Consider the following 26,231-nt stretch of genomic DNA (forward strand, 5'->3'; position numbering starts at 1 on the left):
AGGTGTTGCGTTACTTCTTGGCCGGGGCCGAAGCAGCTGGAGCCGACTCTTCTTCGTCAGCATCAGGCGCTGGCGCAGCCGCCGGGTCCTTGATGCCAAGCAGTTCCAGATCGAAAACCAGAACCGAGTTGGCCGGGATCGCCGGGCTCGGGCTCTGCGCGCCGTATGCCAGATCACTAGGGATGAAGAGTTTGATCTTCTCGCCTACGTGCATCAGTTGCAGGCCTTCAACCCAACCCGGAATCACACCGCTCACCGGCAGATCGATCGGGCTACCGCGTTCAACAGAGCTGTCGAAGACTTTACCGTCGATCAGCTTGCCTTCGTAGTGAACAGTCACGACATCAGTCGGCTTTGGCTGAGCGCCGTCAGCTTTCTTGATGATCTGATACTGCAGGCCGGAAGCGGTGGTGACCACGCCATCCTTCTTGCCGTTCTCTTCGAGGAATTTCTTGCCGGCTGCCGAAGCTTCTTCGCTCATTTTCGCCAGACGCTCTTCAGAACGCTTCTGCAGCGCGGAGAAGGCTTCAACCAGCTCTTCGTCCTTGAGTTTCTGATCTTTCTTACCGACAGCGTCTTCGATACCCAGGGCTACAGCCTTGGAATCCAGATCATCCATGCCTTCCTGAGCCAGGCTTTTGCCCATGTTCAGACCGATGCCATAAGACGCTTTTTGTGCCGGGGTTTTCAGCTCGACGGTGCTGGCTTGTTTATCACAACCTGCGAGTACCAGACCGACCAGGGCAATCGCCGCTGCCAACCGATGCTGCTGTTTCATGCTAATTCCTTGTTCATGCGCCAAAAGGGCAAACGAGTAAAGCCGCGAGCTTATCAGGCCGCCGCGATCAATGGCTACCGGCATGAGAGAGTGAAAAAGGCGATAAGTTCAGGTATCCAAAGGTTTTCCCGGCCCGACACTGCATTGTTCAGTTGCAGTTCAGTTTGTGACTCAGCTGTACGACGCGCAATTCCGATAAGCAGGTTCAGGACACAGGGCTGATCAGCCCTGCATCAGGCCAGCCCTCACTGGTCTGTAACACGCGCAGGTGACCGGCTCGGGCGACCCTACTGATGAAATCGCTGGTACTGATCGTCCCGTCAGCCAACTGTGCCTGGATGGACCTGACGCCTGAGTAGACACGCGACACGCCTTGCAGCAATTGAATTTCCTGAGCGGACTGGCTGGGCGTGTATCCGAGCAACGCACCATCGGCTGCCGAGAAATAAATCGCCGACATCTCGAAACCATAGCGAATCGGCAACCCGTTGGGCCGTTTTGCAGGCGTGTGTCGATACGTGAACATCCTGTGCAGATCGTCCGGCTCGAAGAATGCACGCCGCGCGTCAGGTTCGCCTTCCGCTGCCAGATTGGCAGATGAAAAATACAGGCCGTCGATGCGGTAACCGTCAGGCAAAGGAGGCCGATAATAGGCGTCTGGATGAAAGACCGAACAAGGCGCGTATACCGGGTAGCCATCTTCCAGAATCGGCTCGGCGATCCGGTGGGTGCGCGAGACCGGATTGAACAACAGAAAGCCAATGATCTGCGAATGAATGCGCGTACCGATACGGCGGTGTACATAGCGCGCGGCGTCATCGGCACTGGTGAATTCGGCGCTGAGGCTCAGCGCCTTGGGCGGCCATACCGGCTCGCAAACCGCAGGGATAATGGCTTTCGGCGCTACCGGAGCAACCTGCTCGGGAAAAGGTCGCCAGTCAGCGGACACCTTGCCCGCCCTGCCCCACAAGCGACTGGGCACCACAACCTCCAGGTTCCCTGCGCCCGCCAGCAGGCGAACCACGTCACTGGGCATGAGCGTGAGGTTTTGCAACGCCTTGTGGACCTGGCTAAGCGTGCTGACATGCGGCGAGCTGGGCGGACCGGCAACGCGCCTGAACAGCCTTTTCTCGGCCGCAGAACGGGACACGGTGTATTTGATCAATGAACCGTCAGGCCCGGAAAGATAACTCGCCGGGCAGATCTCCTGATCATCGATCACCGCATAGATGTCGCCTGCCGAAAAACTGTTCGGATAAATCACTCTTTCACTTTCAGTCCACTCGCTCAGCCCGGCCTCAAGTGAAGGATGGGAGTGATAGACCGCATAGTCGTCATGTCCCTGCGGGTAGAGCACGTAGCCTTCCTGATCGTTGCGCGGGAACACTTCGTTGGGGTCGAAGCTGAACTGACTGCCACTCATTGGCTCGGTCGCGACGTACTTGCCGTCCTTGCGAATCAGTATGAAGCCTCCGTACTCGCGATCACGTCGACTGCCGATTCGTTCGTGAACGTAACGTGCCGCATCGTCGGGATGATCGAACGCCGCACTGAGCGCCGGCATGTCGGGCGTGGAGTAATGATCGACAGATCGTTTGCTGCGTATTTTCCTGATGTACATCCTTGACTCCTTGAACACCTGATTGATTGAGTCAGGAGCTTAAGGAAGTCAGATGCGCTGACTGACATAGGTAGATATGACAGTCACAAGACAAGCGGGCCGCTATCAACATGAAATTAAAGATAATTTTTAACGCTTTCAGGATGTGATTCGATCCTCGCGTGGGCACATTTGCCCAGACCCTGCATCGATCATCGCGACTGGCGATCAGGGCCACGCAGTTCGTCGCGCTCAGGAACGCTTATGCAATCTCACAATCGTTTTGGCTTGAGAATCCCGGCTGCACGTCAGCTTGCGGGTTGTGCCGCGATCGCAGCAGCGTTCGTGCTGCCGGTCAGCAGTGCCTACGCAGCCAAGCCGCCTATCGTTGTCACAGAGGGCATCAAGGCTTTCAGGCTGTGCACGGGCCCGGACAATCTGTCACACGTCATAGAAGGATCGATTGACCAGAAGGAAATGACTGCTGTCAGCGCCCTGCACTTCAAGGAAACACCGGCCCACTCCACGTATGACTGGCACGCCGCGCCGGAAGAGCAATACGTGATCACCCTGTCGGGTACCCTGGAGTTTTCCACCACCGGCGGAGAGAACTTCGTACTGCATCCTGGAGAAGTATTGCTTGCGCAGGACACCACCGGCCCGGGCCACCGCTGGAAGCTGATTGATGATCAACCGTGGCGACGTGCGTACATCCTCACCAAGCCTGGCGATAAAAGCGCATTCGTGCCAAAACCCGGGGCTGCTGCCAAAGGCTGCTGATGCACTCGCATGACCGCAACCGAGTGTTGTGGTCAAACCAGTCTCAACTCGAAACGGGCGCCTGACCTGACGGTTAATGGCTCAGGCGCCTGCCTCGATCAGCTCGGAAATTTCGATCAGGTTCAGATCAGGATCACGTACATACACCGAGCGGATAGGCCCCGTCGCCCCGGTACGATCAACCGGACCTTCGACAATCGGCCACTCCTGCTCGTACAAGTGTGCAATCACCTGTTCCAGTGGAACACTGGCGATGAAACACAAATCCAGCGCCCCCGGCACAGGCAAGTGAGCCTTGGGCTCAAACTCCTTGCCACGCTCATGCACATTGATTTTCTGATTGCCGAAGCGGAACGCAAGACGGCCCTGACGAAAACGCTCCGGGGTCATGCCCATGATGCGCACGTAGAAATCCTTGCAGGCGTCGATGTCGGCAGTGGTCAACACCAGATGGTCCAGATGATCGATCACGGGATCAGCTCCGTTGGAGAATTAATGACTGTTTACGGCAGTAGCCACGGTTTGGATCAGACAAATCCCCTAGGATGCTATCCAGTCAGGTGAGAGTGTAGATAAGGCATCAACCGTCAGCAGCCAGATGATGTATCTACGGGCGACCGCTTAGTTCCAGTTTGCCATCGCAACTCAGCATCGTCAGATAACGCTGCTCGCCCAGATCAAAGGGGACCATCCACCAGTTTGTATGTTCGTCATATCGGGCAGTCCCGGCATAGGCAAACCTGTTTACGTCTGCAGAGCGACCGTGAGCACTCAGATACCGATTGATCGACTCGGTAAAAAATTCATCACCTCGATCCGCGCAGGGTTCGATTTCGGGTTGACCGCAGCCTGCAAGCAGGCAGAGCAAGACCAAGGTACTTCCTGAAGCCACCCTGTTGCCCGACATGTACATTATTACCGTCCTGGAAACGCAACTCGCTATAAAAGCCTCGCATAAAGCGAGGCTCAATTAATCAATTGCTGCAGGCCAGCTGAAAACTCATCGACGAATCGCCCGACGCGCCGCGTTTTCCAACCATAAGCCCCAATATATTGACCTTCTCTGTCGTCGCTGCGCCACCCAGTTTGGCGTGTCCGTAAAACAGGCGTTCATGGTCGCTGGTATCGATGGAAGATACCGAGCAAAAACCAGGTGGTGTTTTGAACTGGCCTTCAGTGAAGAGCACTTTGTAGTTCGCGAAATAGTCTTTCTGGCTGGAGTAGCTTACGGACTTGATCCATGGCGAAGACTGAGCAACGATATTGCCGTGCTGGTCAATAGTCGCCGTATGCAGCACAGGCTTGGCCAAGGCACCCGCAGACAGAGCCATTGCGGTGGCTCCCACAAACAATTTAAAACGATTTTTCATAACTTTCTCTTTATTTAAGAATGCAGTATTGACCGCTGTAAGATAGCGATCATTTCAAGTGAGGTAGTTGAGCATTTGGCCAGCGAAACCGGCGTCTTTTCTCAATCAACAAAACAAGCTAATACCAGCATGAAAGAGAAATCAAGGGACCAAGCGGGTTAAACAGAAAGTGATTTTATAATTTCAATAAATACAGAAATAACCTACGGGTACAGGAAAAAAATCCTACGTGACTTTAGATTGCTTATGAATCGATGTACGAGACATGCAGCCCTGGGACAAGCCATCTATTCTCAAACGACAGAAAGCAGAAAGCCCGCACAAGGCGGGCTTTCTGTTTGCTTCAAGGAGTTCAAGGGCCTTGAAGCTGAATATGGCGCAGCGGACGGGACTCGAACCCGCGACCCCCGGCGTGACAGGCCGGTATTCTAACCGACTGAACTACCGCTGCGCGTAACACTAAAAGCGAGTTTGGTGGGTGATGACGGGATCGAACCGCCGACCCGCTGCTTGTAAGGCAGCTGCTCTCCCAGCTGAGCTAATCACCCTTCACTCTCGGTGTGGCGCGCATTCTACGGAGCGACCTGTAGTCTGGCAAGCACTTTTTTAAATAATTTTTATAATCCTTCCAAAGGCTTACAAACGCTCTGTGCAGGGTTGGCCGGAGCGGCTGAGGAGCGAATAATGCCCGCCTTTGTATAGAAAGAGAGATTCACCTCATGTGGTTCAAAAACCTGCTTGTCTATCGCCTGACCCAGGACGTGCCTTTTGATGCCGAAGCGCTGGAGACAGCACTGGCGACCAAACCGGCTCGTGCCTGCGCCAGCCAGGAGGTGGCCACCTATGGTTTCGTCGCGCCTTTCGGCAAGGGCGAAGACGCTCCATTGGTACACATCAGCCAGGACTTCATGCTGATCGCCGCACGCAAGGAAGAACGTATTCTGCCGGGCAGCGTCGTACGCGACGCGCTCAAGGAAAAGGTCGACGAGATCGAAGCCGAGCAGATGCGCAAGGTCTACAAGAAGGAACGCGATCAGCTCAAGGATGAGATCATCCAGGCCTTCCTGCCGCGCGCCTTTATCCGCCGCTCCGCGACGTTCGCCGCCATCGCGCCGAAACAGGGCCTGATTCTGGTCAACGCTTCCAGCCCGAAACGCGCCGAAGACCTGCTGTCGACCCTGCGTGAAGTAATCGGCTCGCTGCCGGTGCGTCCGCTGACGGTCAAGGTTTCGCCGAGTGCGACCATGACCGACTGGGTCAAGACCCAGAAAGCGGCCGACAACTTCTTCGTGCTGGACGAATGCGAATTGCGCGATACCCACGAAGATGGCGGCATCGTGCGTTGCAAGCGTCAGGACCTGACCAGCGATGAAATCCAGCTGCACCTGAACACTGGCAAGGTGGTCACCCAGCTATCGCTGGCCTGGCAGGACAAATTGTCTTTCGTGCTCGACGACAAGATGGTCGTCAAACGCCTGAAGTTCGAAGACCTGCTGCAGGATCAGGCTGAACAGGACGGTGGCGAAGAAGCACTGGGTCAGCTGGACGCCAGCTTCACGCTGATGATGCTGACCTTTGGCGAGTTCCTGCCAGAGCTGTTCGAAGCGCTGGGCGGCGAAGAAATCCCGCAGGGTATCTGATACCCGCCGATCGCGGCCTGAGGCCCTGATGCTTGAAACACCGCGCCGTCTTTTCTGACGGCGCATTCATTTCACAGCGGTTATTCAATAATAAGGAACAGGCCATGCGCGCGTTGACAACCTTGAGTCGGTTTGTCGGTAATACTTTTGCCTGGTGGGTGCTGCTGTTCGCCATTCTGGCGTTTCTGTTCCCGCAGGCATTCATCGGTTTGAAGAGCTGGATCGTACCGCTGCTGGGGCTGGTCATGTTCGGCATGGGTCTGACCCTGAAACTCGAAGATTTTTCAGAAGTGGCGCGCAACCCGTGGCGCGTTGCGCTGGGCGTGATCGCACACTTCGTCATCATGCCCGGCGTGGCGTGGTTGCTGTGCCAGGTGTTTCAACTGCCGCCGGAAATCGCCGTCGGCGTGATACTGGTCGGCTGCTGCCCGAGCGGTACATCCTCGAATGTCATGGCCTGGCTGGCCAAGGGTGATCTGGCATTGGCGGTAGCGATTGCTGCAGTCACCACCCTGCTCGCCCCGCTGCTGACTCCGACCCTGATCTGGCTGCTTGCGTCGGCCTGGCTGCCCGTGTCCTTTCTGGATATGTTCTGGTCGATCCTGCAACTGGTCATGCTGCCGATTGTGCTCGGCGTGGTTGCACAACGCCTGCTGGGCGCGCGAGTCAGTTATGCCGTGGACGTACTGCCGCTGGTTTCGGTGGTGAGCATCGTCATGATCGTCTGCGCAGTGGTCGCCGCCAGCCAGGCGAAAATTGCTGAATCCGGCCTGCTGATCATGGCGGTGGTCATCCTGCACAACACGTTTGGCTTTCTGCTGGGCTATTTCACCGGCAAGGTTTTCAAGCTGCCACTGGCGCAACGCAAGTCGCTGGCGCTGGAGGTCGGCATGCAGAACTCAGGACTGGGCGCGGCGCTGGCCAGCGCACACTTCTCGCCACTGGCGGCGGTGCCCAGTGCGCTGTTCAGCGTCTGGCACAATATTTCCGGTGCATTGCTGTCGACGTATTTCAGGAAGATGCCGGAGGAAGATAATACGTCCAAGTCGTAGCTCAGACACTGATGATTATCGTGCCTACGCGTTGGCATGCAGTTCGTGACGCTGCGGTTCTGTGATGTCAGTGGGTTTGAGGCTCGACTCAAGTCACCTTTTCGCCCCTCGGCGAGTTACTTTGATGGGGCCAAAGTGAGCAAAGTCCCTGCTCAGACACTGAGGACTATCGTGCCAACGCTCCGCGTTGGCATGCAGTTCGTGACGCTCTGCGTCACACAGAGGTTCTGCGATGTCAGTGAGTTTGAGGCTCGACTCAAGTCACCTTTTCGCCCCTCGGCGAGTTACTTTGATGGGGCCAAAGTAACCAAACCCCCTGGCTCCGTTTCCGGCCCGACTTCGTCGGGTTCCTTCGTCCTGACACTGATCCGGGGCTAGCCTGGCGTCCTGTCAGGCTACCCCCGGATCAGTGTCAGGACTCAGCCGTCACTTACGTCGCACTCTGCGTCGTCAGTACCATCGTGATTGAAAAGCGCTTCGTTGACAGCGGCTGCGTGTAAGGCATGAGATTGTTTTGACTATCTATCGTGCCCACGCTCCCCGTGCCAATGCGCAGTGATTGGCACGTCAGTCGTACGGAGCGCCGGCGCTACTGCACTTTCCCTCTCAGCGCTTTCACCTCTTCGCGCACATCTACTGGCGTTGCCACATCCGCTGCAATCGGCGAACCGGCGACCAGCACCACGCGTGACCACAGGCGACGAAGCAGGGTCTTGCTCGGGTCACGGCTGAAGAAGCTGCCCCACAGCCCTTGCAACGCCATCGGGATCACCGGCACCGGAGTTTCCTGGATGATGCGGCTCATGCCGCTCTTGAAACCGCTGATTTCGCCGTCGGTGGTCAGTTTGCCTTCCGGGAAGATGCACACCAGTTCGCCTTCCGCGAGGTACCGGGCGATGCGCTTGAACGATTGCTCGTAGATGTCCATATCCTCGTTACGCCCGGCAATCGGGATGGTCCCGGCGGTGCGGAAGATGAAGTTGAGCACCGGCAACTGGTAGATCTTGTAGTACATGACAAAGCGGATCGGTCGTCTCACCGCACCGGCAATCAGCAACGCGTCGACAAAGGACACATGGTTGCAGACCAACAGCGCTGCGCCCTCATCAGGAATCTGACTCAGGTTGCGGTGCTCGACGCGGTACATGGAATGGCCGAGCAGCCAGATCATGAAGCGCATGGTGAATTCGGGGACGATCTTGAAGATATAGATGTTCACTGCGATGTTCATCAGCGAAACCGCGAGGAATAACTGCGGAATCGACAGCTTGGCAACGCTCAGCAGCAGGATCGAGACAATCGCCGAGACCACCATGAACAGCGCGTTGAGAATGTTGTTGGCAGCAATCACGCGTGAGCGTTCTTTGACGGGCGTGCGCGATTGGATCAGCGCGTACAGCGGCACGATATAGAAGCCGCCGAACACACCGATGCCCAGAATATCAAACAGCACCAGCCAGCCCTGCCCAGAGGACAGCACCGCCAGCCAGTCATTGGCCTGCACGTTCTGCGGGAAACCGCCCGAATGCCACCACAGCAACAGGCCAAAAACGGTCAGCCCCATCGAACCGAACGGCACCAGCCCGATCTCGACCTTGTGCCCGGACAACCGCTCGCAGAGCAATGAGCCCAAGGCGATACCGATGGAGAACACGGTGAGGATCAGCGTGACGACCGTTTCGTCGCCGTACATCCACTCTTTGGCATAGGCCGGGATCTGCGTCAGATAAATCGCACCGACAAACCAGAACCATGAATTGCCGACAATCGAGCGCGAGACCGCAGGCGTCTGCCCCAGGCCCATGCGCAGGGTCGCCCAGGACTGGGTGAAAATATTCCAGTTGAGCTTCATTTCCGGCGAAGCGGCGGTGGCACTCGGGATGCCGAAACTGGCGATGAAACCGAGGCAGGCTACCAGCACGATTGCGGCCGACACGATCCAGGCGTAGTGCGACGAAGACATCATCACCCCGGCGCTGATGGTCCCGGCAAGAATCGCCAGAAACGTCCCCATCTCGACCAGCGCGTTGCCACCGACCAGCTCGGTTTCGCGCAGGTGCTGCGGCAAAATCGAATACTTGACCGGCCCGAACAGCGCCGAATGCGTGCCCATCGCAAACAGCGCAGCCAACATCAATTCCAGATGATTGAACAGAAAGCCCGTAGCTCCCACCGCCATGATGACGATCTCGCCAAACTTGATGATCCGGATCAGCTTGTCCTTGGGATACTTTTCCCCGAACTGCCCGGCCAGCGCCGAGAACAGAAAGAACGGCAGGATAAACAGCAAGGCACACAGATTGACGTAGATCGAGCGATCGCCATCAATGCTCAGTTTGTAAAGAATGGCGAGGATCAATGACTGCTTGAAAATATTGTCATTGAACGCCCCGAGGGACTGCGTGATGAAAAACGGCAGGAAACGACGTTTCCCGAGCAGGCTGAATTGTGACTGTTGGCTCATCGTCCATGGTCCTGAGAGGCTGGGGAGAACTGGCGCAGTGGCCAATCCGAGGCACATTGAAGACGTAAGTCTGCCGAATGTCGATAGGCCATTTCCGTTTGCACCGCACCTGCCGCGATTCCCTGTCGCGCCCGGCCTTGCGACAAGTCTGCGACACCCTGCCACGCTCGACCTTGGTCGACAAAGACGAACCGTGTGCATCGTGCGAGACTGCGCGTTATCGATACGGTGTGGAATTTGATATGTCGCTGTCCAGCGGGCTGATCGCGGCCGTTGCCTTGTCCTATATGGCCATCATGTTCGCCATCGCCTTTTACGGCGACCGCTACAGCGCGTCGCTGCGCCCGACCATGCGTGCCTGGGTCTACAGCCTGTCACTGGCGGTCTATTGCACCAGCTGGACATTTTTCGGGGCTGTGGGCCAGGCCGCCGAACAACTCTGGTCTTTCCTGCCGATCTATCTGGGGCCGATCGTGCTGATGGTGCTGGCACCCTGGGTGCTGCAGAAGATGGTGTTGATCAGCAAACAGGAAAACATCACCTCCATCGCCGACTTCATCGCAGCACGCTATGGCAAGTCGCAATCCCTCGCCGTGATGGTGGCGCTGATCTGCCTGATCGGCATGCTGCCGTACATCGCACTGCAACTGAAAGGCATCGTGCTGGGCGTGAACATCCTGATCGGTGCGGTGGCGGACTCGACCGGCACTCGCGCTCAGGATACCGCGCTGGTGGTTTCGCTGATTCTGGCGCTGTTCACCATCGTCTTTGGCGCACGCAATCTGGACGTTACCGAACACCACCGCGGCATGGTCCTGGCCATTGCCTTTGAAGCGCTGGTCAAGCTGTTCGCGTTCATGGCGGTCGGCGTGTTCGTCACCTTCGGCCTGTATGACGGTTTCGATGACTTGTTCAACCAGGCAAAACTCGCCCCACGGCTTGAGGAATACTGGAAAGACACGATCAACTGGCCGTCGATGTTCGTGCAGACCGGTGTAGCGATGATGGCGATTGTCTGCCTGCCACGGCAGTTTCACGTGACGGTCGTGGAAAACATCGAGCCGCAGGACCTGAACCTCGCCAAATGGGTATTCCCGGCCTATCTCGCACTGGCAGCCTTATTTGTGGTGCCCATTGCACTGGCCGGCCAAATGCTGCTCCCCGACTCCATGCTGCCCGACTCGTTCGTGATCAGCCTGCCGCTGGCCCATGCTCACCCGTCGCTGGCACTGCTGGCGTTTATTGGCGGCGCATCGGCCGCAACCGGCATGGTGATCGTCGCCTGCGTGGCGCTGTCGACCATGATTTCCAACGACATGCTGCTGCCCTGGCTGTTGCGTCGCAAGAATACCGAGCGACCATTCGAAGCGTTTCGTCACTGGATGCTGACGGTTCGGCGCGTCAGTATCGTGATGATCCTGCTGCTGGCCTATGTCAGCTACCGCATGCTTGGCTCGACGGCCAGTCTGGCAACCATCGGCCAGATCGCCTTTGCCGCCATCACCCAGCTGGCGCCGGCGATGTTCGGCGCGCTGTACTGGAAGCAGGCCAATCGTCGTGGCGTGTTTGCCGGGCTCGCAGCCGGGATCTTTATCTGGTTCTACACCCTGGTGTTGCCAGTCGCAGCCCACGGCATGGGATGGTCGTTGAGTACCTTCCCGTTGCTGGAATGGCTGCACAGCAACCCGTTCAACCTGCCGATCTCGCCCATGACCCAAGGCGTGGTGCTGTCGATGGCAGGCAATTGCACGTTGTTTGCCTGGGTATCGACGCTGTCGCGCACGCGGGTGACAGAGCACTGGCAAGCGGGCCGTTTCATCGGCCAGGTAACGCAGGAGCGCGATTACACCCGCCCACTGTTGGCGGTGCAGATTGAGGATCTCCTGAGTCTTTCGGCGCGTTTTGTCGGTGAAGACCGCGCCCGCCAGAGCTTCGTGCGCTTCGCCGAAAGGCAGGGCAAGGCCTTCAACCCCAGCCAGAACGCCGACAGCGAATGGATTGCCCATACCGAGCGACTGCTGGCAGGCGTGCTGGGCACGTCGTCGACGCGAGCGGTGGTCAAGGCGGCTATCGAAGGCCGCGACATGCAACTTGAAGACGTGGTGCGCATCGCCGACGAGGCCTCGGAAGTCCTGCAATTCAATCGCGCACTGCTGCAAGGCGCTATCGAGAACATCACCCAAGGCATCAGCGTGGTCGATCAGTCGTTGCGACTGGTGGCCTGGAATCGTCGTTACCTTGAGCTGTTCAATTACCCGGAAGGCCTGATCGGCGTCGGTCGGCCGATTGCCGACATCATTCGCTACAACGCCGAGCGCGGGCTATGCGGCCCGGGCGAAGCGGAGGTGCACGTCGCACGACGTCTGCACTGGATGCGCCAGGGCCGCGCTCACACCTCGGAACGGCTGTTCCCGAACGGCCAGGTGATCGAGTTGATCGGCAACCCGATGCCGGGCGGCGGGTTCGTCATGAGCTTCACTGATATCACTGAGTTCCGTGCGGCTGAGCAGTCCCTCAAGGGCGTCAACGAAAGCCTGGAACAACGCGTGGCTGCTCGCACCCATGAACTGTCGCAACTCAATCAGGCCCTGACTGACGCCAAGGGCACAGCCGAAGCCGCCAACGAATCGAAAACGCGCTTTCTCGCTGCCGTCAGTCACGACCTGATGCAGCCGCTGAACGCCGCACGGCTGTTTTCTGCGGCCCTTTCCCATCAACAGGACGGCCTTTCCGGTGAGGCACAGCAACTGGTCCAGCACCTGGACAGCTCGTTGCGCTCTGCGGAAGACCTGATCAGCGACTTGCTGGACATTTCCCGGCTGGAAAACGGCAAGATCACTCCGGACTGCCAGCCGTTCCCGCTCAATGCGCTGTTTGACACCCTTGGCGCCGAGTTCAAAGCCCTGGCCCAGGAGCAAGGTCTGACATTCCGCGTCAGGGGCAGCTCGTTGCGTATCGACAGCGATATCAAGCTGCTGCGTCGGGTGCTGCAAAATTTCCTGACCAACGCGTTCCGCTACGCCAAAGGCCCTATTCTGCTGGGTGTCCGGCGCTCCGGCGACAGCCTGAGCCTTGAGGTATGGGACCGAGGGCCGGGTATTCCGGAAGACAAGCGCCAGGTGATATTCGAGGAATTCAAACGCCTCGACAGCCACAAGACCCATGCTGCAAAGGGTCTGGGGCTGGGACTGGCCATTGCCGACGGCTTATGCCGAATTCTCGAACACCCATTGCAAGTACGCTCATGGAGTGGCAAAGGCAGCGTCTTCAGCGTGCGCGTGCCGCTGGCCGCCGCTCAGGCGCCGATCCCTGCCACGCAGGCCGACATCAGCCGCCCGGCGCTGAATGGAACACAGGTGCTGTGCATCGACAATGAAGACAGCATCCTGATCGGCATGAGCAGTCTGTTGTCGCGCTGGGGTTGTCAGGTCTGGACTGCGCGCAACCGTCAGGAGTGCGAAGCGCTGCTGAATAACGGCATACGCCCGCAGATTGCATTGGTGGATTACCATCTGGATGAGGGCGAAACCGGCACTGAACTGATGGCCTGGCTACGCACCCGTCTGGGCCAGCCAGTACCGGGCGTACTGATCAGCGCCGATGGTCGTCCCGAGCTGATTGCCCAGGTGCATGCCGCTGGCCTCGACTACCTGCCCAAGCCAGTAAAGCCTGCGGCACTGCGAGCACTGTTGAGTCGGCATGTAAGTCTGGACTGAATAAGAGGCAACGGCTGTTCACCATTGCGGCGAACAACCGGATACCACAGCGAATCAGCCGAACAGCCAGTAACCCAGCAATGTCAGCACCATGACAGCCAGCACGGGACGCAACACGCGATACGCCTTGGGGTTGGCACGTTTGAACTGCTTGACCTTGCCGCTGAAGGTATCGCTGAAGCGTTTGCTGAACGCATACGCCTGGTTGATCCCGCCGACACGCTCGTCGTCCAGATTCTGTGGTGCCGTTGCACGTCCCAGAAACGCACTGACGCTACGGTTAACGCGCGTCATGAAGCGGTTGGACAACGGCCGCTCGATGTCACAGAACAGAATCACCCGGGTCTGGGTGGTTTCATTCTTGACCCAATGCACGTACGTCTCGTCGAACATGACGTCCTGGCCGTCGCGCCAGGCGTACTCCTTGCCATCAACGAAGATCCGGCAGGCATCGGAGTTGGGTGTCGACAGGCCCAGGTGGTAACGCAGCGAACCGGCAAACGGATCGCGGTGGGGGTTAAGGTGGCTGTCACCCGGCAGCAGGGCAAACATGGCACCTTTGACGTTGGGAATGCTGTTGACCAGTGCAACGGTCTGCGGGCACAGCGCTTCGGCGGACGGCAAGGCCTTGTCGTACCATTTCAGGTAGAAACGCTTCCAGCCCTTCTTGAAGAACGAACCGAAACCGGCGTCGTTGTTCTTCTCGGCCGCCCGGATGTAGCCCTCGTCGAACAGGTGCATGGCTTCGTCGCGAATGGTTTCCCAGTTGTCCTTGAGAATGTCCAGTTCGGGAAACTTGCTGCGATCCAGGTACGGTTCGGACGGCACGCGGGAAAACAGGTACATCAATGCGTTGTACGGCGCGAACAATGCCGAGTGATTGACGAACTGCCGCAACAGGGGCAATCGAGCCCGCCCGCGCAAGTGAACGTACAGCGTGCTGCCGAGGAACAGCATCAGGATCAATGCCTTGGCAACAAATGAAAGGGTCATGAAGCTCTCCTTGAAGCGGGCGAATAACGCCGAACGTCACGCGGGCAGTCGTAATGCATGATCTGAATGAAGGACTACAGGCACCGGCGGACAACGATAATTGCCCGGTGCCTGGCAAGCTGGCCATCATAAACCCTTGCGCTGCCCGCATGAAGTGCGCACTCGCTAAGATGTGTTACTGCGACAGCTCCTGATCGGTGAACAGATCGCTGAACAGCATGCTCGACAGGTAACGCTCGCCGGAGTCAGGCAGGATGACCACGATGGTCTTGCCCTGCATCTCGGGTTTCTCGGCCAGACGGACGGCGGCAGCCATTGCCGCGCCGCAGGAGATACCGCAGAGAATGCCCTCCTCCTGCATCAGGCGCCGGGCCATGGCCTTGGACTCGTCATCGGTGACACGCTCTACCCGGTCAACCATTGAAAGGTCGAGGTTTTTCGGGATGAAGCCTGCGCCGATGCCCTGGATCTTGTGCGGGCTGGGGGTGATCACTTCGCCGGCCATCGCCTGAGTGATGATCGGCGAACTGTCAGGCTCGACGGCGACCGACAGAATCGGCTTGCCAGCAGTGTTCTTGATATAGCGGGAAATACCGGTGATAGTGCCGCCGGTGCCGACACCTGCCACCAACACGTCAATCGTACCGTCGGTGTCGGCCCAGATTTCCGGGCCAGTGGTCTTTTCATGAATAGCCGGGTTGGCCGGGTTCTCGAACTGCGCGGGCATGAAATACGTTTCGGGGTCGCCGGCCAGCAACTCTTCGGCTTGGGCAATCGCACCCTTCATCCCCTTGGCAGGCTCGGTGAGCACCAATTCCGCACCCAGCGCCTTGAGCACCTTGCGACGCTCTATGCTCATGGAAGCGGGCATGGTAAGCACCAGCTTGTAACCTCGGGCGGCGGCCACGAAGGCCAGACCGATCCCGGTGTTGCCGGAGGTGGGTTCGACGATGGTCATGCCAGGCTTGAGCCTGCCGCTGCTTTCGGCATCCCAGATCATGTTGGCGCCGATACGGCACTTGACGGAATAGCCCGGATTACGCCCTTCGATCTTGGCCAGAATCGTGACACCACGCGGCGCGAGACGGTTGATCTGCACCAGGGGCGTATTGCCGATGGAATGGGCGTTATCTGCGTAGATACGGCTCATGATGGTGTCCTTGCACATCGGTTAAAAAACAAAGCCTATGCCCCCAGTCGATGGGCGTCCAGTCTGAGCGAACGGATCAGCGCGCGCGCAGTCAATCCTTTCAATGAAACAGGAGACTCATGTCATGAAACGTCGCTACAGCTGGCCGCTATGGACGCTGGCCGCTCTGGTCGTGCTGCTGATTGCCATCAATATCGCCCTGCCTTATCTGGTACGCGACTATCTCAACGACAAACTCGCCGACATGGGCGACTACCGAGGCCAGATCACTGATGTGGACCTGGCACTGTGGCGCGGCGCCTATCGGATCAAGGGGCTGAAGATCGTCAAGGTCGACGGCAAGGTCCCGGTGCCCTTCGTCGACGCACCGATGATCGAACTGGCGGTCAGCTGGAATTCGCTGTGGAACGACCATGCCGTGGTGGCAGAAGCCTTGTTCACTGACCCGCAGATCAACTTCGTCGACGGCGGCAACAACAAGCAAGCGTCGCAGACCGGTCAGGGCACCGACTGGCGCACGCAGATGAACAAGCTGTTGCCGATTACCCTCAACGAAGTGCGGATCAACAACGGACGCATCACCTTCAATAACTTCAGTTCGACGCCCAAAGTAAAAATCGACGCCGATCAGGTCAATGCCAGTTTCTACAACCTGACCAACGTGGTGGACGTCGAGGGCAACCGCGATGCCGAGTTCAAAGGCAAGGCGCGCCTGCTGAGCCACGCCAACCTGGAAAGTACTGCCAAATTCGATCCGTTCAGCAATTTTGAAGATTTCGACTTCCGCCTGCGCGCCACCGGCATCCAGCTCAAAAAACTCAATGATTTCTCGTCGGCTTACGGCAAGTTCGACTTCAACGCCGGTGACGGCGACATCGTCATCGAGGCGCAGGCCAACAAGGGCCAGCTGAGCGGCTACATCAAACCGTTGCTGCGCAATGTGGATGTCTTCAACTGGCAGCAAGATGTCGAAAACAAGGACAAAGGCATCTTCCGCTCGGTCTGGGAAGCGCTGGTAGGCACCAGCGAAACCGTCCTGAAAAATCAGCGCGAGAACCAGTTCGCAACTCGTGTCGAACTCAGTGGCAATGTTCATCAACAGGACATCAGCGGCTTCCAGGCCTTTTTGCAGATCCTGCGCAATGCCTTTGTTCAGGCGTTCAATGCGCGGTATGAGAGCAGCAAGGGTTCCTGATAGTTTTTCAGCCGCGCCATCCGATGAAAACCCACGCGTTTTCATCGGTGGCCGCGTGGCCCAAGCGCTGAAATACACCGTATCAGCCACGCTCTGGATATCAGCTCAGGCCATTCGACACTCCGACCATCGTCCCCCACGTGTGCCCGAGCGAAGCGTTACAATTTTGACCCGGTCACAGCGTGACGCACCATTCAAGAACTGAATGAGGCGTCTGCGTTCACAGCCATCAGGCCGCCACGTTATAGTCCGGCATTGCTTGCCCACATCACGGCGTGCGTGCCGTCAGGCCATGCGCAGCCATGCGAGAGGATTGATTGATGAAGTTCGAAGGCACTCCGGCGTACGTCGCCACCGATGATTTGAAACTGGCGGTCAATGCGGCGATCACGCTGGAGCGTCCGCTGCTGGTCAAGGGTGAACCCGGCACCGGCAAGACCATGCTGGCCGAGCAACTGGCCGAGTCTTTCGGCGCACGGCTGATTACCTGGCATATCAAGTCCACGACCAAAGCGCATCAGGGTCTTTATGAGTACGACGCAGTCAGTCGTCTGCGTGACTCGCAGCTGGGCGTCGACAAGGTTCACGATGTGCGTAATTACCTGAAAAAAGGCAAGCTCTGGGAAGCGTTCGAGTCCGAGGAGCGTGTGATTCTGCTGATCGACGAGATCGACAAGGCCGATATTGAGTTCCCCAACGACCTGTTGCAGGAACTCGACAAGATGGAGTTCTACGTTTACGAGATTGATGAAACGATCAAGGCCAAAAAGCGGCCGATCATCATCATTACCTCCAATAACGAAAAAGAACTCCCTGACGCTTTCCTGCGCCGCTGCTTCTTTCACTACATCGCCTTTCCGGACCGCGCCACCCTGCAACGCATCGTCGACGTGCATTATCCGGACATCAAGAAAGACCTGGTCAGCGAAGCGCTGGACGTGTTCTTCGACGTGCGCAAAGTGCCCGGCCTGAAGAAGAAGCCTTCGACGTCCGAACTGGTCGACTGGCTGAAGCTGCTGATGGCCGACAATATCGGTGAAGCCGTACTGCGCGAGCGCGATCCGACCAAGGCGATCCCGCCACTGGCCGGGGCGCTGGTCAAGAACGAGCAGGACGTGCACCTGCTCGAACGGCTGGCATTCATGAGCCGTCGCGGCAATCGTTGATCGCCTCTATCCACCCTGTTACGTAAAAGGGCGACAGCCATGCTGCTCAACCTGTTCAACGAAATGCGTGCGGCCAAGGTGCCGGTGTCCCTGCGTGAACTGCTGGACCTGATCAACGCCCTGAAACAGCGGGTGATCTTTGCCGACATTGATGAGTTCTACTTTCTGGCGCGCACGATTCTGGTCAAGGACGAGCGTCATTTCGACAAGTTCGACAGGGCCTTCGGTGCCTACTTCAACGGTCTGGAAAAGCTTGACGATCACTTGCAGGCGCTGATCCCGGAAGACTGGCTGCGCAAGGAGTTCGAGCGTTCACTAAGCGATGAGGAACGCGCGCAGATCCAGTCGCTGGGCGGCCTAGACAAGCTCATCGAGGAATTCAAGAAGCGTCTTGAAGAGCAGAAAGAACGGCATGCCGGTGGCAACAAATGGATCGGCACCGGTGGCACCAGCCCGTTCGGCTCGGGCGGCTATAACCCGGAAGGCATCCGGGTGGGTGATGCAGGCGAACGCAAGGGCAAGGCGGTCAAGGTCTGGGATCAGCGCGAGTACAAGAACCTGGACGATCAGGTTGAACTGGGCACGCGCAACATCAAGGTGGCGCTGCGTCGCTTGCGCAAATTCGCCCGCCAGGGTGCAGCAGACGAACTGGATATCGACGGCACCATCGACCACACCGCGCGCGACGCCGGCCTGCTGAATATTCAGATGCGCCCTGAGCGACGCAACACCATCAAACTGTTACTGCTGTTCGACATCGGCGGCTCGATGGACGCACACGTCAAGATTTGCGAGGAATTGTTCTCGGCCTGCAAGACCGAGTTCAAGCACATGGAATATTTCTACTTCCACAACTTCATTTATGAATCCGTGTGGAAGAACAACCTGCGCCGTGGCTCGGAGAGAACCTCTACTCAGGACCTGCTGCACAAATACGGCGCCGACTACAAAGTGATCTTCATTGGCGACGCCTCAATGGCGCCTTACGAGATTACCCAGCCCGGCGGCAGCGTCGAGCACTGGAACGAAGAAGCGGGTTACGTATGGATGCAGCGCTTCATGGCCAAGTTCAAGAAGCTCATCTGGATCAACCCCTACCCCAAGGATGCCTGGGACTACACCACGTCCATGCATATCGTCCGCGACCTGATTGAAGGCCAGATGTACCCGCTGACCCTGCGCGGGCTGGAGGAAGGCATGCGTTACCTGGCGAAGTAAGGACACTTCGACTGCCATTGAGTCGTGTGTGCCTGCAGTCAGTGGCGGTCCCTGGCGAGTTGCGGTTTGCGCCGTCCGCCAGTGACCACCCAGCCGAGCAAGAGCATCAAACTCTCGATCACCAGCGCCAGCAACAATGCGGTGATGATGCCCCAGGCGATCACTTCAGGGGCCAGCAGCACTTGCCACGTATAGCCGTTGTACGTTTCGCGACGAATGTCCGGATCGGCAGAAGTGGCAACAAAAATAGCTTTGGAATACCACGGCCCTTGAAGCCCGAGCCATTGGCGCTCAAGAATGTGAGTACGGCTCATCAAGGTATCGATGTTGTCTGCATCGGTTCGAAAAACAGGGTCTTCACTGTCGCGATAGTGCTGAATCAGCGCCTGTATATCGCCTTTGAAGAACTGCTGCGCCGTGGCGGTGTAACCCTTGACGGCCTGTTGCGCCTCAATCAGATGCGCTTCGACACGTTTGCTGTAATCACTGATGAAGCCCGGAATCTGTACTCCGAACAGCAGACCCAGGGTGAACAGCACTAATCGCAGATAACTTCGCAGCATCAATATCCCTCTTTTCCGTTTATCCGGTGTGTCTGGGTAGACACCACTACTGTGCTGGTGTCTCAACCGATCCCTGCACCACGCACTCGCCTTTGCGCCAGAGGCTCCACTGGCCCGGCTCGTAGCGGTTCCAGTTTTCGTTCTCGGTCAACGGTTCGGTTGCAATGACTGTCACCACATCGTGCGGCGTGGTCTCGGCCTGGAAATCGACGATCACGTCGACATCCTTGAGCCTGGCCGGACCAAAAGGGGCGCGGCGGGTTATGTGCGCCAGTTTGGTACTGCAAAAGCAGAACAGCCAGTCGCCATCGCTTAACAGGCAATTGAACACGCCTTTACTGCGGTATTCGGTACAGGCCTGGATCAGCGAGGGCAGCAATTCTTCGATCTCGACCGGCTCCGGGAATGCTTCGCGGACACGATTGAGCACGTCACAGAATGCCGCTTCGCTGTCGGTATCGCCCACCGGTCGGTAGAACGAGACACCCGGTGCGAAGTCAGCCAGTTGGCCATTGTGTGCAAAGCACCAGTTGCGCCCCCACAGCTCACGCACAAAAGGATGGGTGTTGGACAGGCAGACCTTGCCCACATTGGCCTGACGAATATGGCCAATCACGACTTCGCTTTTGATGGGGTAACGCTGCACCAGTTGCGCGACTTCCGACTCGCTGCTGGCCGCCGGGTCCTGAAACAGGCGCAGACCCCGGCCTTCGTAGAACGCGATGCCCCAGCCATCGCGATGCGGGCCGGTACGGCCGCCCCGCTGCATCAGCCCGGTAAAGCTGAAAACGATATCGGTCGGCACATTGGCACTCATGCCCAGTAGTTCACACATGCTCGGGTTCTCGCTTCAAGACGTTTGCGGCGGTTCAGGCGCCGAATGCAACAGCGCTGCCAGCGAAGCGGAATCTAGGCTCTGCACGTAAAGTGGCTGCGCTCGGTGATGCTGCGTTAAAAACAGGCGCGGAATGCTCATTTACAACCAGCAGACTCCGCTTCCTTGCCTGTTTTTGCCTTGCCTGACCTTCGCTCGCCGACTTTTCATACAGAGCCTACAACCGCGGTTCTACCCGCGTGCCTCTGGCCGGAGGAAGGGGTGCAGCGGATCGGCGCGCGAACGAGTCATCCTCGGCAAACGGCTCGTCGGCAGGGTCTGTTTCGGCGGGCTGAGCGACCGGCTGCGGCTGACGAGCCTTGCGGCTGCGCTCGATCGGCCAGCGGATCAGCACAAACAGCAGGTACGCACAGAAGGCGAACATGCCGTACATGGCCAGATCCGATAACGCCGCCCAGACATTGCTGCCGACCTTGAACATCAGGTCCAGCGCGGTGATTGCAATGGCCGGCGCCATCGCATCCTTGGCGGGATCGACCATGGTCGGCGTGAACAGCAGCACCGCGACGGCGACCAGCAACGGCTCCTTGAGATAGCGCCACATCCAGCGGGTCATGAGGAACCACACCAGCAGGCAACCCAATGCGGCGAAGGCGTAGACGCTCCAGGCGATCAGATAGTCGTTTTCGGTCATGACGTCCGTGGTAAGGCAGGTAAAGAGGCGCTTATGATAACGGCTTTTGCCTGACGCGGCTTGCCTCGCTTCAGTAATCAGTTCAGCGTGTACCGATATTTCCGTTATTGATGCCTTTATAGAGAGCCCAGCATGTCCTTTTCGAATGCAACCTCCAGCGCCCCCATGGCTCGCAAGGCCGATGGCTCCGATCCTTATGCCTGGCTGCAGAATCGCGACACCGACGAGGTGCTCGACTACCTCAAGGCCGAAAACGCCTGGCAAGAACAGCAATTGGCGGATCAGACCGATCTGCGCGAACGTCTGTTTCAGGAGATCAAAAGCCGTATTCTGGAAACCGACCTGTCGCTGCCCTCCCCTTGGGGTCCGTACCTTTATTACACCCGCACCACCGAAGGCGACGAATACGCCCGGCATTACCGCTGCCCGCGTCCGGCCGACGATTCCAACACCGTGGACGAAAGCCGCGAAGAACTGCTGCTGGACCCTAACGCGATGGCCAACGGCGGCTTCTTCTCGCTGGGCGCGTTCAGCATCAGCCCTGACCACCAGCGTCTGGCCTACAGCCTGGACACCAGCGGCGATGAGGTTTATCGGCTGTTCGTCAAGGAACTGAGCAGCGGCCAGGTCAGCAGCCTGCCGTTTGAAGACTGCGACGGCAGCATGACCTGGGCCAACGACAGCCGGACGCTGTTTTTCGGTGAGCTGGACGACACCCATCGTCCAGGCAAGCTGCACCGCTACACGCTGGGCGACGCCTCGGCAACGCTGGTGTTCGACGAGCCGGACGGTCGCTTCTTTCTGCATTGTTTCCGCACCAGCTCCGAACGCCAATTGGTCATTCTGCTCAACAGCAAAACCACCAGCGAAGCCTGGGTGCTGAATGCTGATCATCCCGAGCAGGCCTTCACCTGCCTGGCGCCGCGCGTGGAAGGCCATGAATACTATCCGGATCACGGCCTGCTCGACGGGGTCTGGAGCTGGTTCATCCGCAGCAACCAGAGTGGCATCAACTTTGCGCTGTATCACGCGCCGGAACAGGCCGACGGCGTGCCGGTTCGCGATGACTGGCAGACGCTGGTGGCGCACGACGAGCGGGTGATGCTCGAAGGCGTCAGCCTCAACGCCAAAGGCATCAGCCTGAGCCTGCGCGAAGGCGGCCTGCCGGTGATCGAAGTACGCCCACACGCTCTGCCGACCTATCGCGTGCAACTGCCGGACGCAGCCTACAGCCTGTATGTCCAGGACACGCTTGAGTTCGACAGCGACAGGATTCGTCTGCGCTACCAGTCGCTGAACCGTCCGGCACAGGTACGGCAGCTCACCCTGGCGACCGGCGAGCAAGTGGTGCTCAAGGAAACCCCGGTCTTGGGCACCTTTGACGCCGATGCCTACGTCAGCCAGCGCCTGTGGGCCACCGCCAGCGATGGCACTCAGGTGCCGATCAGCCTGGTGGTCAAGCGCGAACTGGTCGGCAAAGCCACCCCGCTGTACCTGTATGGCTATGGCGCTTACGGTGAGAGCCTTGATCCGTGGTTTTCCCACGCGCGCCTGAGCCTGCTGGACCGTGGCGTGGCGTTTGCCATTGCTCATGTGCGTGGCGGCGGCGAACTGGGCGAGGCCTGGTATCGCAACGGCAAACAGGAGCACAAGCAGAACACCTTCGGCGATTTCATTGCCTGCGCTGAACACTTGATCGCTCAAGGGCTGACCCGTGCCGAACAACTGGTGATCAGCGGCGGCAGCGCCGGCGGCCTGTTGATCGGTGCCGTACTCAATCAGCGCCCCGACCTGTTCAAGGCGGCGATTGCCGAAGTGCCGTTCGTGGACGTGCTGAACACCATGCTCGACCCGGATCTGCCGCTGACCGTCACCGAATACGATGAATGGGGCAACCCGCAGGAACCTGAAGTCTACGCGCGCATCAAGGCCTACGCGCCCTATGAAAATGTCAGCGCTCAGGCCTACCCGGCCATGCTGGTCATCGCCGGTTACAACGATAGCCGTGTGCAGTACTGGGAAGCCGCCAAATGGGTCGCCCGATTGCGCGAGCGCAAGACCGATGACAATCTGCTGCTGCTCAAAACCGAACTGGGCGCGGGTCATGGCGGCATGAGCGGTCGCTATCAGGGCTTGCGTGACGTTGCGCTGGAGTACGGGTTTATCTTCAAGGTATTGCAGATTCCCGAATGAACTTGGTGTGAATCACCTGTCTTACTAGGATTGGGGGCAGCGGAGTTGCCCCTTCGTCAGGATTACCAGACCGAACATGTCAGAACCACTGTCCAACCTGAACAACGCCATTCGCGACATGCTGCTGGATTGCGGCCTGTTCGACACCCTGTTGCCCGGCGATTTCTTCACCGTGGCCGGGTATTTCAGCATTACCGACATCGAAAAGGGCGAAACCATCTTTGCTGAAGGCGATGCCGGGACGTTCATGTGCATCATCCATCAGGGCACCGTCTCTGTGCAGAAGCTCGCTGGTGACGGACAACAGGTGGAAATCGCGGTGTTGCGCCGCGGCCGTGCGTTTGGCGAAATGGCAGTGCTGGATGGCGAACGCCGCTCGGCCAGTTGCATTGCGTCGACCAGTTGCCAGCTGTTGATACTGGGCCGCGACTCACTGGACAAGATGCTTGACGACGCGCCAAAGATTGCCGCCAAGATCATTCGAGCGCTGGCCATCTCGTTGTCCAAGCGCTTGCGCATGGTCGACGGCCAATTACTTTCCCAGCAGGTGTGAGATTGCCGATCAGGCGCTAAACTTGCCGACATTCCGCTTTCAATGCGCACACGCACAGGTGACACCATGAGCACGGCCAACCCTCCTTCCCATACTGCCAAGCTGGACCGCATCCTCGCCGACGCCCAGCGCGACCGCGAAATGGGTTACCGCGACAAAGCGCTGCGCATGTATCCACATGTGTGTGGCCGTTGCGCGCGTGAATTCGCCGGCAAACGCCTCAGCGAACTGACCGTGCACCACCGCGATCACAATCACGACAACAACCCGCAGGATGGCTCCAACTGGGAGTTGCTGTGCCTGTATTGCCACGATAACGAGCATTCGCGTTACACCGACCAGCAATACTTCGCCGACGGCTCGCTGAGCACACCGAAAACCGCCAAGGCCACCCACAACCCGTTCGCCGCACTGGCCGGGTTGATGAAGAAGGATGAGTGAGCCCACCTTCGGGCTGCAATAACGGGAGCGCTCCGCACAACGGCGTCTCCCGCCCCGCCTGTCCACCCACCCTTTAGCCCGCCAAGCCTGACCGGATACCTCGCCATGCCCACCCGAACATCAAGACGAACCTTTGTGAAAGGGCTTGCCGCCAGCGGCGTCCTCGGTGGGCTGGGGCTGTGGCGCAGTCCGGCCTGGGCACTTCCGAATCCGGGCCAGCCTGACGAACTGTCCGGCACGGAGTTCGATCTGACCATCGGCGAAACAAAGGTCAATATCACCGGGAGCGCCAGAACCGCGAAGACCATCAATGGCGGCGTCCTTGGCCCTCTGCTGCGCTGGAAAGAAGGCGACACGGTCACCCTGAGGGTAAAAAACCGTCTCGACGAAACCACTTCCATTCACTGGCACGGCATCATCCTGCCCGCCAACATGGACGGTGTTCCGGGGCTGAGTTTTGACGGCATTGCGCCTGACGGCCTGTACGTCTACCGCTTCAAGGTCAAACAGAACGGTACGTACTGGTATCACAGCCATTCGGGCTTTCAGGAGCAATCCGGGGTCTACGGGCCGCTGGTGATCGACGCCAAAGAGCCGGAGCCGTTCGGCTACGAGCGCGAACACGTGGTCATGCTCAGCGACTGGACCGACGAAGACCCGGCGCGGGTGATGAAAAAGCTCAAGAAGCAGTCGGACTACTACAACAATAACCAGCGCACCGTCGGCGATTTCATCAACGACGTCAGCGAGAAAGGCTGGAGCGCGACCACCTCCGAGCGCACGATGTGGGCGCAGATGGGGATGGACCCGACCGACCTGGCAGATGTCAGCGGCGCGACCTACACCTACCTGATGAATGGCCAGGCGCCGAACATGAACTGGACCGGGCTGTTCAAACCCGGCGAACGCATCCGTCTGCGCCTTATCAACGGCTCATCGATGACCTATTTCGACGTGCGCATCCCCGGCCTGAAAATGACCGTGGTCGCCAGCGACGGCTTGCACGTCAGGCCAGTCGTCGTCGATGAGCTGCGCATTGCGGTTGCAGAGACCTTCGATGTCATCGTCGAGCCGGCTGACGGCGCTTACACGCTGTTCGCCCAGTCAATGGACCGCACCGGCTACGCCCGCGGCACCCTGACCAGCAAACCGGGTTTGCAAGCCGTCATCCCGCCTCTCGACCCGCGCCCACTGCTGAGCATGGAGGATATCGGCATGGCGGCCATGGACCACGGCAACATGAGCCATGACTCAATGCCGGGCATGGACCACAGCAAGATGCCGATGCAGACAATGCCTGCCATGCAGTCGCACCCGGAAAGCGAAAACAACAATCCGCTGGTCGACATGCAGGCCATGAGCACCTCGCCAAAGCTCAACGATCCGGGCATCGGTCTCAGGGACAACGGGCGTAGAGTCCTGACCTACGCCGACCTGCGCAGTACGTTCCAGGACCCCGACGGCCGCGAGCCCGGCCGCACCATCGAGCTGCACCTGACCGGACACATGGAAAAATTCGCCTGGTCGTTCAACGGCGTGAAGTTTTCCGACGCCGAACCTGTCACGCTCAAATACGGCGAGCGGGTGCGCATCGTGCTGGTCAACGACACGATGATGACCCACCCGATTCATCTGCACGGCATGTGGAGCGATCTCGAGGACGAGCATGGCCAGTTCCTGGTACGCAAACACACCATCGACATGCCACCGGGATCGCGCCGCAGCTACCGCGTCACTGCCGATGCCTTGGGCCGTTGGGCGTATCACTGCCATATGCTGTATCACATGGAAATGGGCATGTTTCGCGAAGTGCGGGTGCAAGAATGAGGA

Annotated in this window: 21 protein-coding genes and 2 tRNA genes; 11 read left to right on the forward strand and 12 right to left on the reverse strand. The window is 58.5% G+C overall.

All coding sequences use genetic code 11. The annotated features are described in order from the left end of the window. Positions 1-10: 10 nt before the first annotated feature. Entirely contained in the window at positions 11-778 is a 768-nt protein-coding gene (locus I9H07_RS16100; RefSeq protein WP_032606621.1) for an FKBP-type peptidyl-prolyl cis-trans isomerase, read from the reverse strand. A 205-nt stretch (positions 779-983) separates the two neighbouring features. Beyond that, a complete protein-coding gene (locus I9H07_RS16105) occupies positions 984-2,399 on the reverse strand; it encodes a DUF4329 domain-containing protein (RefSeq protein WP_236425345.1) in 1,416 nt (471 codons plus the stop codon). Positions 2,400-2,642: 243 nt separating this feature from the next. Here I9H07_RS16105 and I9H07_RS16110 point away from each other — a divergent pair, with 243 nt between their 5' ends. Then, a complete protein-coding gene (locus I9H07_RS16110; RefSeq protein WP_024675336.1) occupies positions 2,643-3,158 on the forward strand; it encodes a hypothetical protein in 516 nt (171 codons plus the stop codon). Positions 3,159-3,239: 81 nt separating this feature from the next. Here I9H07_RS16110 and I9H07_RS16115 read toward each other — a convergent pair whose 3' ends face one another. The 4 genes from I9H07_RS16115 to I9H07_RS16130 form a co-directional block, all read right to left on the reverse strand. Next, positions 3,240-3,629: a VOC family protein gene (locus tag I9H07_RS16115; RefSeq protein ID WP_024675335.1), complete on the reverse strand. Its 390-nt coding sequence runs from the start codon at positions 3,627-3,629 to the stop codon at positions 3,240-3,242. Between the two features lie 503 nt (positions 3,630-4,132). After that, positions 4,133-4,528, reverse strand: a complete 396-nt coding sequence (locus I9H07_RS16120; RefSeq protein WP_236425346.1) for a hypothetical protein — start codon at positions 4,526-4,528, stop codon at positions 4,133-4,135. Positions 4,529-4,902: 374 nt separating this feature from the next. Further along, a tRNA-Asp gene (locus I9H07_RS16125) sits at positions 4,903-4,979 on the reverse strand. Positions 4,980-5,000: 21 nt separating this feature from the next. Then, positions 5,001-5,076 (reverse strand) — tRNA-Val (locus I9H07_RS16130). 171 nt (positions 5,077-5,247) lie between these two features. Between I9H07_RS16130 and rdgC the strand changes: the two genes are divergently transcribed. Beyond that, the gene (gene rdgC, locus I9H07_RS16135) at positions 5,248-6,168 is read left to right on the forward strand and encodes a recombination-associated protein RdgC (protein WP_024675333.1); all 921 of its coding nucleotides are present in this window, start codon (positions 5,248-5,250) and stop codon (positions 6,166-6,168) included. A 104-nt stretch (positions 6,169-6,272) separates the two neighbouring features. After that, the gene (locus tag I9H07_RS16140) at positions 6,273-7,220 is read left to right on the forward strand and encodes a bile acid:sodium symporter family protein (RefSeq protein ID WP_236425347.1); all 948 of its coding nucleotides are present in this window, start codon (positions 6,273-6,275) and stop codon (positions 7,218-7,220) included. A 589-nt stretch (positions 7,221-7,809) separates the two neighbouring features. On the opposite strand, the gene I9H07_RS16145 is transcribed toward I9H07_RS16140, so the two are convergent. Next, positions 7,810-9,684 (reverse strand): MFS transporter, encoded by a 1,875-nt coding sequence (locus I9H07_RS16145; protein ID WP_058824080.1) that lies wholly within the window; start codon positions 9,682-9,684, stop codon positions 7,810-7,812. A gap of 242 nt (positions 9,685-9,926) precedes the next feature. Here I9H07_RS16145 and I9H07_RS16150 point away from each other — a divergent pair, with 242 nt between their 5' ends. After that, a complete protein-coding gene (locus I9H07_RS16150) occupies positions 9,927-13,400 on the forward strand; it encodes a hybrid sensor histidine kinase/response regulator (RefSeq protein ID WP_236425348.1) in 3,474 nt (1,157 codons plus the stop codon). A 54-nt stretch (positions 13,401-13,454) separates the two neighbouring features. On the opposite strand, the gene I9H07_RS16155 is transcribed toward I9H07_RS16150, so the two are convergent. Both I9H07_RS16155 and cysK read right to left on the reverse strand, forming a co-directional pair. Further along, entirely contained in the window at positions 13,455-14,393 is a 939-nt protein-coding gene (locus I9H07_RS16155; protein ID WP_236425349.1) for an aspartyl/asparaginyl beta-hydroxylase domain-containing protein, read from the reverse strand. A 175-nt stretch (positions 14,394-14,568) separates the two neighbouring features. Next, complete coding sequence (gene cysK, locus I9H07_RS16160) at positions 14,569-15,543, reverse strand: cysteine synthase A (protein ID WP_236425350.1); 975 nt, start codon at positions 15,541-15,543, stop codon at positions 14,569-14,571. Positions 15,544-15,667: 124 nt separating this feature from the next. Here cysK and I9H07_RS16165 point away from each other — a divergent pair, with 124 nt between their 5' ends. The 3 genes from I9H07_RS16165 (at position 15,668) to I9H07_RS16175 (ending at position 19,122) form a co-directional block, all read left to right on the forward strand. After that, positions 15,668-16,738: a DUF748 domain-containing protein gene (locus I9H07_RS16165; protein WP_058393114.1), complete on the forward strand. Its 1,071-nt coding sequence runs from the start codon at positions 15,668-15,670 to the stop codon at positions 16,736-16,738. Positions 16,739-17,058: 320 nt separating this feature from the next. Beyond that, positions 17,059-17,904, forward strand: a complete 846-nt coding sequence (locus tag I9H07_RS16170) for an AAA family ATPase (RefSeq protein ID WP_024672382.1) — start codon at positions 17,059-17,061, stop codon at positions 17,902-17,904. Between the two features lie 39 nt (positions 17,905-17,943). Then, positions 17,944-19,122 (forward strand): vWA domain-containing protein, encoded by a 1,179-nt coding sequence (locus I9H07_RS16175; protein WP_236425351.1) that lies wholly within the window; start codon positions 17,944-17,946, stop codon positions 19,120-19,122. A 38-nt stretch (positions 19,123-19,160) separates the two neighbouring features. On the opposite strand, the gene I9H07_RS16180 is transcribed toward I9H07_RS16175, so the two are convergent. The 3 genes from I9H07_RS16180 to I9H07_RS16190 form a co-directional block, all read right to left on the reverse strand. Then, positions 19,161-19,685 (reverse strand): DUF2937 family protein, encoded by a 525-nt coding sequence (locus tag I9H07_RS16180; protein WP_058393112.1) that lies wholly within the window; start codon positions 19,683-19,685, stop codon positions 19,161-19,163. Positions 19,686-19,731: 46 nt separating this feature from the next. After that, the gene (locus I9H07_RS16185) at positions 19,732-20,520 is read right to left on the reverse strand and encodes a class II glutamine amidotransferase (protein WP_058824083.1); all 789 of its coding nucleotides are present in this window, start codon (positions 20,518-20,520) and stop codon (positions 19,732-19,734) included. Between the two features lie 217 nt (positions 20,521-20,737). Continuing rightward, the gene (locus I9H07_RS16190; protein WP_024672386.1) at positions 20,738-21,214 is read right to left on the reverse strand and encodes a hypothetical protein; all 477 of its coding nucleotides are present in this window, start codon (positions 21,212-21,214) and stop codon (positions 20,738-20,740) included. A 132-nt stretch (positions 21,215-21,346) separates the two neighbouring features. On the opposite strand from I9H07_RS16190, the gene I9H07_RS16195 reads away from it, so the two are divergent. The 4 genes from I9H07_RS16195 to I9H07_RS16210 all read left to right on the forward strand — a co-directional run bounded on the left by I9H07_RS16195 (position 21,347) and on the right by I9H07_RS16210 (position 26,228). Next, positions 21,347-23,407, forward strand: a complete 2,061-nt coding sequence (locus I9H07_RS16195) for a S9 family peptidase (RefSeq protein WP_236425352.1) — start codon at positions 21,347-21,349, stop codon at positions 23,405-23,407. A gap of 76 nt (positions 23,408-23,483) precedes the next feature. Next, the gene (locus I9H07_RS16200; RefSeq protein WP_024672388.1) at positions 23,484-23,960 is read left to right on the forward strand and encodes a cyclic nucleotide-binding domain-containing protein; all 477 of its coding nucleotides are present in this window, start codon (positions 23,484-23,486) and stop codon (positions 23,958-23,960) included. Between the two features lie 66 nt (positions 23,961-24,026). Beyond that, positions 24,027-24,401 (forward strand): YajD family HNH nuclease, encoded by a 375-nt coding sequence (locus I9H07_RS16205; RefSeq protein ID WP_002552611.1) that lies wholly within the window; start codon positions 24,027-24,029, stop codon positions 24,399-24,401. Positions 24,402-24,506: 105 nt separating this feature from the next. Further along, the gene (locus I9H07_RS16210; protein WP_236425746.1) at positions 24,507-26,228 is read left to right on the forward strand and encodes a copper resistance system multicopper oxidase; all 1,722 of its coding nucleotides are present in this window, start codon (positions 24,507-24,509) and stop codon (positions 26,226-26,228) included. The last annotated feature ends 3 nt before the right edge of the window (positions 26,229-26,231 follow it).

The organism is Pseudomonas syringae (assembly GCF_023278085.1).
Taxonomy (GTDB): domain Bacteria; phylum Pseudomonadota; class Gammaproteobacteria; order Pseudomonadales; family Pseudomonadaceae; genus Aquipseudomonas; species Aquipseudomonas syringae_Q.